The sequence below is a fragment of the Pseudomonas sp. A214 genome (assembly GCF_900156295.1).
Lineage (GTDB): Bacteria > Pseudomonadota > Gammaproteobacteria > Pseudomonadales > Pseudomonadaceae > Aquipseudomonas > Aquipseudomonas rhizophila.
Genome location: NZ_LT707062.1, coordinates 5464047 through 5476047 on the forward strand (window position 1 = coordinate 5464047; position 12001 = coordinate 5476047).

Below are 12001 nucleotides of genomic sequence, written 5' to 3' on the forward strand. Positions count from 1 at the left end.
AACGACATATAACAAAAAAGAATATAACTTTTGTTTTAACAACTAACAGTACCGGTTAGGGTGGACCATCTTTTTGATTTGATCCATGGAGAGCAACCGTGCCTCTACGTAATACTTTGACCCGTTTCCTTCAGTTGGAAGCTGCCAGCGGCCTGCTATTGATCGCCGCCGCCGTGCTGGCCCTGATACTCAATAACTCACCGCTGTCGTGGCTCTATACGGACTTTCTGGACACCCCTGTGGTGGCCCAGATCGGGGCGCTGAAAATCGCCAAACCGGCGTTGTTGTGGATCAACGACGGCCTGATGGCCATGTTCTTTCTGCTCATCGGCCTCGAAGTCAAACGTGAGGTTCTCGACGGGCAGCTGTCGAAACCCTCGCAGATCGTCTTGCCGGGTGCGGCAGCGATCGGTGGCATGGTCGTCCCCGCCCTGATCTACTGGTTCCTCAACCGCGACAATCCGGCCGCCCTCGCAGGCTGGGCGATTCCAACGGCCACCGACATCGCCTTCGCCCTTGGCGTGCTGGCCCTACTGGGCAAACGGGTACCCGTGTCGCTCAAGCTGTTTTTGATGACCCTGGCGATCATCGACGACCTGGGCGCCATTATCATCATTGCCATCTTCTACTCGGGCGCCCTGTCGACCTTGTCACTGGTATTGGCAGCCGCCTGCATCGCCGCGCTGGTGGCGATGAACCGCGCGGGAGTGGTCAAGCTCGGCCCCTACATGGTTGTCGGCCTGATTCTCTGGGTCTGCGTACTCAAGAGCGGTGTCCATGCCACCCTGGCCGGTGTGACCCTGGCGTTCTGCATTCCGCTGCGCACAAAAAATGCCGAGACCTCGCCGCTGCTGACCCTGGAACATGCCCTGCACCCCTGGGTGGCCTATGGCATCCTGCCGCTCTTCGCCTTCGCCAACGCCGGCTTGTCCCTGAGCGGCGTCACCGTCGAGAGCTTCACCCATCACGTGCCGATGGGCATCGCCATCGGCCTGTTGCTGGGCAAGACCGTCGGCGTTTTCGGCCTGACCTGGCTGGCGGTCAAGATCGGTATCGCCAGCCTGCCCGCCGGCGCCAACTGGGGGCAGATACTGGGCGTGGCAATCCTGTGCGGCATCGGCTTCACCATGAGCCTGTTCGTCGGCTCCCTGGCGTTCGCGCCCGGTACCAGTGAGTATGCCGGTATGGACCGGATGGGTATTCTCACTGGCTCGATCCTGGCGGCGTTGCTGGGTTATGCGGTGACAGCGGCGGCTAGTCGTAAGCAGACTGCATTTAAAGCCAACTAAAATTACCTGATCGGGGTGATGTTTGTTGTGTGTTTATTGGTGTGCATATCCGTTTCTTCGGTGACGGCCACTGGCGGTTCCGCCCTTACGGCGGGTCACTTTTGAACAGCGCAAAAGTAACCAAAACGCTTCTGCCCCACCACTCGGCACCTCGCTTAGGCTCGGTGTACCCTCACTCCGGCATTGCTCCGTGGGCCCGCCGCGAAGGGCCATCCATGGCCCAGCGCGGCTATCCCGGCATCCATGCCGGGATGCCCACTCCACAATGCCTGCGTTCGGCCAGCGTGGTTAACGGGGCGTCCGAGATCAACGTCCACCGCGAGGCGGCCTTATAGCCGACCTGTTTTTTTGATGATCGCGTTTTTCCTATGGGAGCGAGCCTGCTCGCGAAGAGGTCGACACATGCAACATCTTCGTCAACTGTGTAGCCGCCTTTTCAGCCTTGCGATAGTTCAGTTACATAGCGATTGAATGGACTGCCGTCATCGCGAGCAGGCTCGCTCCCACATTCGACCTTTCAGTGAGCACAAATTTATATCCAACACAGAACCACTGAGGGAGCGGGCTTGTTCGCGAAAAGGCCAACATACCCAACATCTTCATCGACTGTGATACCGCTTGCGTGAGCAAGCCCGCTCCCACAGGAGAAACGCGGTCCCACCAAGAATCAGGCCGGCTATAAGGCCGCCTCGCGGTGGACGTTGATCTTGGACGCCCCGTTAACCACGCTGGCTGAACGGAGGCGTTGTGGAGTGGGCAACCCGGCATGGATGCCGGGTTAGCCGCGCTGGGCCATGGATGGCCCTTCGCGGCGGCCCACGGAGCAATGCCTTCGTTCAGGCACACCGAGCCTAAGCGAGGTGCCGAGTGGTGGGGCAGAAGCGCTTTGGTTACTTTCGCGCTTTTCGAAAGTGACCCGCCGTAAGGGCGGAACCGCCAGTGGCCGTCACCGAAAAAACGGATATACACACCGCCCCCCCACCGAAACGAAGCCATAAAAAAATCGCGCCTCCCCGTTCAGGAAAAAGCGCGATTTTCTCTTAGCGATTCCAGCTTAGTGCGATACGCGGCTCGTACCATCCACAGTGGAAATACGAACTCGCTCACCCACACGGAACACTTCGTTTTCCTGAACCTGCTGCACATAGGCGCGCATGCTGCCGTCGTCTTCACGAACGGTGATTTCCACACCCTGGGTACGGGTCAGGCCTTCTTCGGTCGCGGAGCCGATCAGGCCGCCGGCCACGGCGCCGATCACGGCAGCAACGATACTGCCACGGCCACCGCCGATGGCGCTGCCACCCACACCACCTACCACCGCACCCGCCGCGCCGCCGATCGGGGTCTTGGTGCCTTCGATCTTGACCGGACGCAAGGCTTCAATGGTCCCCATGCGGATGGTCTGCACGCGACGCGCTTCGTCACGGGAATAGGAGTCACCGGTCAGGCTCGACTGACAGCCAGTGAGCAACATCGCCATCGTGGAAAAGGAAGCAACCAGCAAAACAGACTTACGCATAGCATCAAACTCCAAAAGACAGGTATTCATTAAACTCCGCAGCTTGACGCCTGTCACGGCCTCGCCGGGATAAAATTGTTTTCATTCAGGTGGGATACAGACTCGCCCGAAAAATTCACCCAAACAGTAGCGCCAATTTCCGCTATCCGCGTCACTGGCCTGAGGATTTCTCATGGATTATTTCATCATAGCCGCTACCACCGTCGCCGGTTTGTACTTTCATTGGTGGCTGTACGTGCGGATCAAACGCTGGATGGACCGCGATCTGGCGCTGTCATTGGCGGGGCAGGATGAGCTGAAAAAAACTTACATGCTGCAACAATTGGCCGACGCCCAGAAGCAAGGGATCAAGCGGCGCGACCTGCCGCAATGGCTTCAGGCCGCGGCGGCAGGGTATACCCAGGGCTAAGGCGCCAGACGCTCGCGGATCCAGCTCGCCTCTTGCAGGCGGTAGTTGAGGCGATCATGCAGACGGCTGGCCCGTCCCTGCCAGAATTCGATACGCTCGGGCAGCAGACGATAGCCCCCCCAATGCTCCGGGCAGTGAGGCTGGCTGTCACTGAAGCGTTGTTCGGTGGCCTTGAGCAAGTCTTCCAGCTCACCTCGACCCGCAATCACCCGGCTTTGAGGTGAAGCCCAGGCCCCGAGGCGACTGCCCAATGGCCGTACCTGATAATAGGCGTCCGACTCTTGCGCCGTGACCTTCTGCACCTTGCCCTCGATACGCACCTGACGCTCCAGCGTCGGCCAGAAAAATGTCATGGCCGCGAACGGGTTCGCGGCCAGTTGCTGACCCTTGGCGCTCTCGTAGTTGGTGAAGAACGTGAAGCCTTGGGCATCGAGCCCCTTGAGCAGCAAGATCCGGCAGTGCGGGCGCCCATCGGCATCCACGGTCGCCAAGGTCATGGCGTTGGCCTCCACCGGCGCCTGTTCGGTTTTCACCGCGTCGGCGAACCACTGGTGGAACAGCGCGAACGGCTCGGCCGGGGCCTGCGCCTCGGTCAGGCCATCGCGGGTGTAGTCGCGGCGCATATCAGCCAGCGTCTGGGTCATGGCGCGTTCCTTGTAGTTAGCCCATCACTGCTTGGATGCATCGGCAGCCGCGACTTTCTTGGCATCGGTAGCGGCTTTGGTCGGTTGCGGCTTCTTCGCCACCGGCGCTTTCTTGGCCGGGGCTTTTTTCGCAGGAGCCTTGGCGACAGCCTTCTTGGCCGGCGCTTTTTTGCTGGCAACAGCCTTGGATTTTTTAGCCGCCGGCGCGGGCGCTGGCGCCAAAGCCGCAGGTTTCACGTCCTGGACCGCCACCAACCTTACTGGTGCCGGGGCCGGCATGTTGTACTTGCTCAGCAGCGCAACCATGGTGTTTTGCGGCGTGACCAGCAGCTCGACACGACGATTCAAAGCGCGACCTTCAACGCTGTCATTGGCGGCACGGGGCGCAACCGAACCCATGCCACGCAGCATCAGGCGATCACGCTGCAAGCCGCTGAGACGGAAAATCGCCGCCACGGATTGGGCGCGTTCCTGGCTGAGCTTCAGGTTGACCGGCGCGGCGCCCGACGTGTCGGCGTGGCCGAGGATCAGCACGGCTGTTTTCGGATCAGCTTCCAGAATTTTCGCAACGCGGGTGAACGGGCCGAGGCTCACCGGCAGCAGCATGGCCGGACGATCCGGGTTGAAGGAGCCGTCCACCGGTGCGGTGACCACCAGCACGTCGTCGCGGCGTTCAAGTTCGAGCTTGCTGTCCTTGATGGCCGTGCGCAATTTTGGCTCGTAGTCGTCGAGCCAGGCCTGGGTGACTTTCGGATCCGGCATCGGCACCGTCTTGGCGGTTTCCTGATCTTTACCGCCGAATGGCCACCACCACTTGCCGTTGCTTTCAGCTTCAGCCTTGGCGACGGTAACCGGCGTCTTGACTTCAGGTTTGGCGTCGACTTTTTTGGCGACGCCGTCGGTGGCGTCATCGGAAGAAAACGGCCACCACCAGTGAGTGGCACCCTCGGCCTTGGCTTGTGGCGCGACGGCAGCCGGTTTCAGCGGCGCCGCTGACGTCGGTTCTTTGGCCGCGACCTTGTCGGAGGCGCCGAACGGCCACCAGCCACTGCCGCCCTCGGCATCATTTTGTGGGGTTTGTGCGCAACCGGTGATAGCGAAGCACAGCGCCAGAGCGAAAGATTTATTCAATGACATTGGATATCCACAAAATGATGTAAAAAAAAAAACAAAGGCCATGTTCGGGCCGCATAAACAGACGGTTGGAAACTGAAAGGAACACGAGGTTCCTGTGCCCGCCGCCTTCGCTAACGTTTTATAGACAAGTGGCAAGTACCCGCGCAAGGTTCTGCGCCCGCGGATCCATCAAAACGTATGGCCCGAGGGTGTTTGTCACAAAGCCAAAAGCCACATCGTGCTCCGGGTCGGCAAAACCGATGGAGCCCCCTGCCCCAGGATGACCGAATGCCCGAGGGCCGAGGCCGTAGGTCGCGTTCGGTACATCCGGCTGATCGAGCATGCAACCCAGGCCGAAACGGGTCTGGGTCAACAATGTCTTGTCCTCGCCGAAGCTGTGCTGGCGAGTCAGTTCGTCGAGCATTTCGCCCTCCAGCAGGCTGCCGTCCAGCAGGCCGGCATAAAACCCGGCCAGGCTACGGGCGTTACCATGGCCGTTGGCCGCCGGTTGTTCCATGCGCCGCCACTCTGGCTTATTGGTGCTGGTCATGATCGAGGGCGGGTTAGTAAAGGCCCGGGTAGTCATGGCCGTGGGTTCGCGCATCGTTACTTGTAAAAGGCGCTGGGCCGCCGCATCACCCGCATTGCCTTTGCCGCGAGCGATGTGGGCCACGCGATGAAACTCTTCATCAGCCAGGCCGACGTGAAAATCCAGGCCCAACGGCTTGGCAATACGGGCCACGATGGATGCCCCCGGCCCACGACCGTCAGCCCTGCGCAGCAGTTCGCCGACCAGCCAGCCATAAGTGATCGCCGCGTAGCCGTGACCGTCACCCGGCGTCCACCAGGGCGCTTCAGCGGCCAGAGCATCGACCATGGTCTGCCAGTTATAAAGTGCTTCGGGCGCCAGCAATTCACGTAACGCCGGCAACCCGGCCTGGTGGCAAAGCAACTGACGGAGCGTGACGGCTTGCTTGCCGGCTGCCGCGAACTCAGGCCAGTAGCGGGCGACAGGGGCGTCCAGTTGCAGCTTGCCTTCGGCCACCAGTTGCAGGGCGGTGACGGCGGTGAACGTCTTGGTGCAGGAAAACAGATTGGCGATGGTGTCGCTGTGCCAGGCCTCACTGCCATCCTTGTCGGCCGTGCCGGCCCACAGATCGATGACCGTGCGGCCACCAACCTGAATGCACAACGCCGCGCCGCGCTCCTGAGGATCGTCGAACAGCGCGGCGAAGGCTTCACGCACCGCCTCGAATTGAAGCTCATAATGGCCTTGAATCTGCACCCGCAACTCCCTTGAAACAAACACTTTTTTGAAGTGGCCTGCATTGTTTCAGCCATTGAGGTTTTTGGGAACCGCCGCAAGACGGCTGACCGGACTGACACTGCCCGTTTCGCTAAATCCCCTCGCCACAGAGACCTCCTCAGTCAAAAATCACCGGGAGGCTAGGATATCTCCCGCCGAAACGGTGGCAGGGCGTTGAGGATCGCCTTGCCGTAGCGCTGGGTCACCAGTCGGCGGTCGAGCAAGGTGATGGTGCCGCGGTCTTCTTCGGTGCGCAGCAATCGACCACAGGCCTGGACCAGTTTCAGCGAGGCGTCCGGCACGGAGATTTCCATGAACGGGTTACCACCGCGGGCCTCGATCCATTCGGCCAACGCGGCTTCCACCGGGTCGTCCGGAACCGAAAACGGGATCTTGGCGATCACCACATGCTCACAGTAGGCACCGGGCAAATCCACGCCTTCGGCAAAACTCGCCAGGCCGAACAGCACGCTGGAATCGCCGCCATCGACCCGCGCTTTGTGCTTGTTCAGGGTTTCCTGCTTGGACAGGTTGCCTTGGATGAACACTTGCTTGCGCCAGTCGCGGTCGAGGCCGTCGAACACGTCCTGCATCTGTTTGCGCGAGGAAAACAGCACCAGGGTGCCCCGCGAGCCTTCCACCAGTTCCGGCAGGTCGCGAATAATCGCCGCGGTGTGGGCGGCGGCATCCCGCGGATCAGCCTTGAGGTCCGGGACCCGCAGCACGCCGGCGTCGGCATGATGGAAGGGGCTCGGAACCACGGCGGTCACGGCTTTTTTCGGCAGGCCGGCGCGCATGCGGAAACGGTCGAACGTGCCCAGGGCGGTCAGCGTGGCGGAAGTCACCAGCGCGCCGTAGGCGACATTCCACAGGTTGCGACGCAGCATTTCCGCCGCCAGGATCGGGCTGGCATTGACCTCGATGTCGAACAGCGAGCCGCTTTCGGCCAGGGTCAACCAACGCGCCATCGGCGGGTTGTCTTCCGGGTCTTCAGTCGTGAACGCGGTCCACAACTCCCAGTTACCCTGGGAGCGGGACAGCAGACTGCCGAACAACGGGTACCACTCCTCGGCCTGGTTGCTGGCGATACCGATATTGACCTCGCCATCCATGCCTTCCTTGAGCAGGTCGGTCAGACGGGTGAACAGGTCGGTCAGGCGGGCAAAGCCTTTCTTGAGCTCGATGCCCATCTCGCGCATGTGCTCGGGAATGACGCCGCCGACAAAGCGATGGCGAGGTCGATCACGACCCTCGACGTCTTCGCCGGGCTTGAAATCCGCCACTTGTTCGCAGGCACTGAACATGAACTGCTGGTTCGTCTTGATTTCACGGGCCAGCTCGGGCACCTGCTCGATGAACTTGCCCAGGTCACCCGGCAGCGGGTGTTGGGCCAACAGCTTGGTGAGGTTCTTGGCGGTGGTTTCCAGCCAGTCAGCGGTGGAGCGCAGCCGGGTGTAATGGGCGAAATGGCCGATGGCCTTGTCCGGCAGGTGGTGACCTTCGTCGAACACATAGATCGTGTCACGCGGATCCGGCAGCACCGCGCCACCGCCCAGGGCCAGGTCGGCCAGGACCATGTCGTGGTTGGTGACAATGACGTCGACCTTGCCCATGCCTTCGCGGGCCTTGTAAAAGGCGCACTGGCCGAAGTTCGGGCAATGACGGTTGGTGCACTGGCTGTGATCGGTAGTCAGGCGTGACCAGTCGGCGTCTTCCAGGGCGGTGGACCAGCTGTCGCGGTCGCCGTCCCATTTATTGCCGGCCAGTTTTTCGATCATGCTGGTAAACAGCTTCTGACTGGCCTCATCGACTTCGATCTTGAAGCCTTCTTCCTCGAACAACTGGGCCGTGGCGGTCTGCGCCTGGCCTTCCTGGAGCAACATGTCGAGCTTGGACAGGCACATGTAGCGCCCACGGCCCTTGGCCAGGGCGAAGCTGAAATTCAGCCCGCTGTTGCGCATCAGGTCAGGCAGGTCCTTGAAAACGATCTGCTCCTGCAAGGCGATCGTGGCCGTGGCGATCACCAGGCGTTTGCCGGCGGCCTTGGCGGTGGGGATTGCCGCCAGGCTGTAGGCCACGGTCTTGCCGGTGCCGGTGCCGGCCTCCACCGCCACGACGGCAGGCTCGCCACTGCGCCGGCCTTCGTCGTCGGTGTCGATGTCACCCAGGACTTTTGCCACTTCGGCAATCATCAGGCGCTGGCCATATCGCGGCTTGAGGCTCTTGGCTTCGAGAAAACGCGAATAGGCGCCCTGGATCGTGGTTTTGAGTTCGGTGCTGATCATGAATGGTCGGGCGCTAAAAACGCTGGATAAATTTTCAGTGGTTCGGATCGGCGGCTATCATACCCCGCTAATCAATCCTGCGCAGAACGGAGTAACTCAATGACACCCTTTGCCCTCGTCTACACCCTGCATTTACTGGCGGCCCTGGTCTGGGTCGGCGGTATGTTCTTCGCCTGGATGATCCTGCGCCCCGCCGCAATCGCGGCCCTTGAGGGGCCGGCCCGGCTCAAATTATGGACAGAAGTGTTTCAGCGTTTTTTCGTTTGGGTCTGGGTCGCAGTGGTGCTTTTGCCGATCAGCGGCGTGGGCCTGATCCACATGCGCTTTGCCGGCTTCGAGACCGCGCCACGTTATGTGCAGATCATGATCGGCTTGTATGTGGTGATGACGGCGCTGTTTATCCGCATCCAGGGATTGCAATTGCCGGCCCTGCGCAAGGCCGTAGCAGCCCAGGACTGGCCGACGGGCGCGGCGGTACTGGGGAAAATCCGGCAGTTGGTGGGGATTAATCTGTTGATCGGGTTGCTGGTGGTGGCGATTGGCGCGGCGCGGCCGATGTTCTGAACTTAGCGTATCCCCTGGTGGGAGCGAGCCTGCTCGCGATAACGGTGGGTCAGTCACATCAAGGTTGACTGATACCCTGCCAACGCGAGCAGGCTCGCTCCCACAGGTCTCGAGCTCAGTCCTCTTAGAATCGCTGCACCGTCACCGCCCCCGCTGCTCCGGCTGGTCCCGGCTGGCCATCGGCACCAGGGCGACCGCTTTTGCCACCGTCGGCGGTATAGACGAAGCACCCCTTGGCCTTGCCGCCAGCGCCGGGTTTACCTCCGGCTCCAGCGGCGCCGCCCGCGCCACCCTCCACCGTAACCTTGATCTGCTCATCGGGATAATCACGGGGCAGTTCGAGACGCACCTGCGCACCCGCCGCACCCGGCTGGCCATCGCTGCCATTGCTGCCGTCGGCACCGCGACCGGCTGCCCCCCACGTACAACCCGGCGCCTGGCCGTTGGCGCCGTCGAGGCCCACGTAACCTGGCGCTCCGGTTCCACCGCGGGCATCCACCGACAACAATGGCGCATTCAAGGCATTGAAGCGCAGATTGAGATCACGCCCCGGTCGTGCCGCTTTGGTATAGGTTCCGGGCGCGCCCCGAGCCGTGATCTGACTGCCGTCGCCCAGTTCCCCCTCGGCAACTTTTATCTGCAGTGTCTGTTGCCCAGGCACGATGGCGATCCGTGCTTCGCGCCCCAGGTGCAGTTGGCCAATGGTCAATTCAGTGACGTTGGCAGGCACCAGCAACGTGCCGTAATCGGCCACCTCCAGCCGTTCCAGTGTCAGGGCGCTGGTGGTATTGGGCAGGCGCATCAAGGAATGGGTTTCGACCTGGATCACTTGGGCACTGGCCCAGGGGCACACGAGTGCGACAAGCAGACACAATTTACGCATGGGAAGCCTCGGCGGCGATCGGGAGGGTTTGCAGGTGGAAGATGCCGAACAGCAGCACTCGCAGGCGATCACGGCCTGAAGCCGGCCGGCCGCGCAAGCTGGCTCGAAACCACACCAGTTCCAGCAAATGGATCGCCAGCAACATCGCTGCGCCAAAATTGACCAGCAGATGCAGCGGATGAACGAACGGCATGACCAGGTTGACCAGCACCACCAGCCAGAACAGCAGGGTCAACAAGCGCCCCAGCGCCCATAACAGCTTCATACATCCCCCCGGTAAGTATTATTCTTTGCACGCACAGTAACGGCTTGCGCGCAGAATAAGCCAGAGGCCAGGGCAAATTTAATCTGACGCAAACCTCGGCTCGTCGGGTCGCCCCACTGGCGACCCGACGGCTCTGGCACGCGGCTCAGCGTTGGATATGCAACTCAACCCGACGATTCTGCGCCCGCCCCTCATCGGTCTCGTTGTCGGCCACAGGCTCGCTTTCACCCTTGCCCTCACTGGTGAGCTTGTCCGGTGAAAGCCCCTGGGTAAGCAGATATTCCACCACGCTGCTTGCCCGACGCTCGGACAACCCCTGGTTGTAGGCGTCAGTGCCGACGCTGTCGGTGTGCCCCACCACGCGAATACTGGCGACATTGGCATGACTCAATTTGCTCATCAGCCCATCGAGCTGGCTTCGCGCGTCTTGAGTGAGATCGGATTTATCGAAGTCGAACAGCACCTTGCCGGCATCGTTGAGGGTGATCACTTCAGTGGCCGGTGCCTGAGGTTCAACCGGCGGAGCGCTGACCGGGTATTGCGGCAACGGGCAACCATGATGTTCAACCGGGGTATTGGCCGGCGTGTCGGGACAACGGTCACGGCGGTCGAACACGCCGTCATCGTCCTCGTCGCCATCCTGGGCGTAGCAGATCAGGCCGCCGGTCAACAGCCCCAGCGCAGCACCGCCCGCCGCCCAACCGCTGCTTTCGAGGGCCCCCAGGCCGCCGCCAACCAGACCGCCGATCAAGCTACAGACTGGCCAGGTGCGTTGATTGAGCGGTGCGCCGCCATCGCTGTGAGTGGCACAACCTGACAACAGACTGCCCGCCAGCAGTACCGGTAAGGCGGCCCTGAGTAGAACGTTCATGGTGAATGCTCCTGTGTTACCGGCCCATACCGGTCACACAGGAGTAAAGACCCGCATCCGCGACTGTACAAGCCGCGGATGACGGGGGCTTCAGCGATTTATCTTGATCTCCGTGCGGCGGTTCATGGCCCGACCATCGGCGGTGCTGTTGTCCGCCACCGGCTGGCTCTCACCGGCCCCCTCCACCGAAACGAAGCTGGAACGGGGCACGCCGCTCTCAACCAGGTATTGCACCACCGCGTTGGCCCGTTGTTCAGACAGGCGCTGGTTATAGGCATCGCTGCCGACGCTGTCGGTGTGGCCGGTGACGCGCAGTTGCGCGGTGGACGTTTCCTGTTTGAGTCGGGTTGCAATCGTGCTCAGGACCTCCTTGTCTGCCGCCGTCAGCGTGACCTTGTCGAATTCGAAATGTACGTCACGGATCACAATGGTTTCTTCCTGGACCACCACGACTTCTTCAACCATCGGCGCCGGTGCCGGTGGCGGGCAGCCGTCGGCATCGACTTGCACGCCCTTAGGCGTGCCCGGGCATTTGTCGCGGCTGTCCGGCACGCCATCGCCATCCTCATCGCCGTCGCCATGCACCCAGCAATAAGCCGCCGCCATGGTGCCGACAAACAATGCACCACCGCCGGCCCAGGAGGTGCTTTCGATGGCGCCCAATCCAGCGCCCGTCACACCGCCAACCGCCGCGCAGGTCGGCCAATCGGTTTTCTGCAAACCTGCGCAACCAGTCAACACACCGGTCAGCAGAACCAAGGGTAACGCTGTGCGAACTATGCTCATTGGGTTTTCTCCTTGAGGGATCGGCTTTGCGCCGATTCAGGGGAGTAAAGACCCGACTCCGCAT

At 61.4% G+C, this 12001-nt stretch carries 12 protein-coding genes; 3 read left to right on the forward strand and 9 right to left on the reverse strand.

The genetic code is table 11. The features are described from left to right. Positions 1-98: 98 nt before the first annotated feature. On the forward strand, positions 99-1289 hold the full coding sequence (gene nhaA, locus BW979_RS24375; protein WP_047228398.1) for a Na+/H+ antiporter NhaA: 1191 nt from the start codon (positions 99-101) through the stop codon (positions 1287-1289). Positions 1290-2343: 1054 nt separating this feature from the next. Here nhaA and BW979_RS24380 read toward each other — a convergent pair. Then, entirely contained in the window at positions 2344-2808 is a 465-nt protein-coding gene (locus BW979_RS24380) for a glycine zipper 2TM domain-containing protein (RefSeq protein WP_047228399.1), read from the reverse strand. 172 nt (positions 2809-2980) lie between these two features. On the opposite strand from BW979_RS24380, the gene BW979_RS24385 reads away from it, so the two are divergent. Beyond that, positions 2981-3217 (forward strand): hypothetical protein, encoded by a 237-nt coding sequence (locus tag BW979_RS24385; RefSeq protein WP_076386078.1) that lies wholly within the window; start codon positions 2981-2983, stop codon positions 3215-3217. On the opposite strand, the gene pdxH is transcribed toward BW979_RS24385, so the two are convergent. From pdxH to dinG, 4 genes are all read right to left on the reverse strand, one after another. Continuing rightward, positions 3214-3861, reverse strand: coding sequence for a pyridoxamine 5'-phosphate oxidase (pdxH, locus tag BW979_RS24390; protein WP_047228401.1), 648 nt, complete (start codon positions 3859-3861; stop codon positions 3214-3216). The genes BW979_RS24385 and pdxH overlap by 4 nt on opposite strands. Positions 3862-3885: 24 nt before the next feature. Beyond that, on the reverse strand, positions 3886-4998 hold the full coding sequence (locus tag BW979_RS24395; protein WP_076386080.1) for an OmpA family protein: 1113 nt from the start codon (positions 4996-4998) through the stop codon (positions 3886-3888). 118 nt (positions 4999-5116) lie between these two features. Continuing rightward, positions 5117-6262 (reverse strand): serine hydrolase domain-containing protein, encoded by a 1146-nt coding sequence (locus BW979_RS24400; protein ID WP_076386082.1) that lies wholly within the window; start codon positions 6260-6262, stop codon positions 5117-5119. Between the two features lie 161 nt (positions 6263-6423). Beyond that, positions 6424-8568, reverse strand: a complete 2145-nt coding sequence (gene dinG, locus BW979_RS24405; RefSeq protein ID WP_047228404.1) for an ATP-dependent DNA helicase DinG — start codon at positions 8566-8568, stop codon at positions 6424-6426. A 99-nt stretch (positions 8569-8667) separates the two neighbouring features. Between dinG and BW979_RS24410 the strand changes: the two genes are divergently transcribed. After that, positions 8668-9132 (forward strand): CopD family protein, encoded by a 465-nt coding sequence (locus BW979_RS24410; RefSeq protein WP_047228405.1) that lies wholly within the window; start codon positions 8668-8670, stop codon positions 9130-9132. Positions 9133-9256: 124 nt separating this feature from the next. Here BW979_RS24410 and BW979_RS24415 read toward each other — a convergent pair whose 3' ends face one another. The 4 genes from BW979_RS24415 to BW979_RS24430 all read right to left on the reverse strand — a co-directional run bounded on the left by BW979_RS24415 (position 9257) and on the right by BW979_RS24430 (position 11937). Continuing rightward, the gene (locus tag BW979_RS24415) at positions 9257-10015 is read right to left on the reverse strand and encodes a collagen-like triple helix repeat-containing protein (protein ID WP_076386084.1); all 759 of its coding nucleotides are present in this window, start codon (positions 10013-10015) and stop codon (positions 9257-9259) included. Then, positions 10008-10280 carry a DUF1145 domain-containing protein gene (locus tag BW979_RS24420; RefSeq protein ID WP_076386086.1) on the reverse strand — a complete coding sequence of 91 codons (273 nt, stop codon included), beginning with the start codon at positions 10278-10280 and terminating at the stop codon, positions 10008-10010. Before BW979_RS24420 ends, BW979_RS24415 begins: the two co-directional genes overlap by 8 nt. 145 nt (positions 10281-10425) lie before the next feature. After that, positions 10426-11151, reverse strand: coding sequence for an OmpA family protein (locus tag BW979_RS24425; protein WP_076386088.1), 726 nt, complete (start codon positions 11149-11151; stop codon positions 10426-10428). A gap of 90 nt (positions 11152-11241) precedes the next feature. Continuing rightward, complete coding sequence (locus BW979_RS24430) at positions 11242-11937, reverse strand: OmpA family protein (protein ID WP_076386090.1); 696 nt, start codon at positions 11935-11937, stop codon at positions 11242-11244. Positions 11938-12001 lie beyond the last annotated feature (64 nt).

Coding starts and splice junctions, on each gene's coding strand:
- BW979_RS24415 (WP_076386084.1), bottom strand. CDS start 10,015: ATGCGTAAATTGTGTCTGCTTGTCGCACTCGTGTGCCCCTGGGCCAGT.
- pdxH (WP_047228401.1), bottom strand. CDS start 3,861: ATGACCCAGACGCTGGCTGATATGCGCCGCGACTACACCCGCGATGGC.
- BW979_RS24380 (WP_047228399.1), bottom strand. CDS start 2,808: ATGCGTAAGTCTGTTTTGCTGGTTGCTTCCTTTTCCACGATGGCGATG.
- BW979_RS24395 (WP_076386080.1), bottom strand. CDS start 4,998: ATGTCATTGAATAAATCTTTCGCTCTGGCGCTGTGCTTCGCTATCACC.
- BW979_RS24425 (WP_076386088.1), bottom strand. CDS start 11,151: ATGAACGTTCTACTCAGGGCCGCCTTACCGGTACTGCTGGCGGGCAGT.
- BW979_RS24410 (WP_047228405.1), top strand. CDS start 8,668: ATGACACCCTTTGCCCTCGTCTACACCCTGCATTTACTGGCGGCCCTG.
- BW979_RS24420 (WP_076386086.1), bottom strand. CDS start 10,280: ATGAAGCTGTTATGGGCGCTGGGGCGCTTGTTGACCCTGCTGTTCTGG.
- BW979_RS24430 (WP_076386090.1), bottom strand. CDS start 11,937: ATGAGCATAGTTCGCACAGCGTTACCCTTGGTTCTGCTGACCGGTGTG.
- dinG (WP_047228404.1), bottom strand. CDS start 8,568: ATGATCAGCACCGAACTCAAAACCACGATCCAGGGCGCCTATTCGCGT.
- BW979_RS24385 (WP_076386078.1), top strand. CDS start 2,981: ATGGATTATTTCATCATAGCCGCTACCACCGTCGCCGGTTTGTACTTT.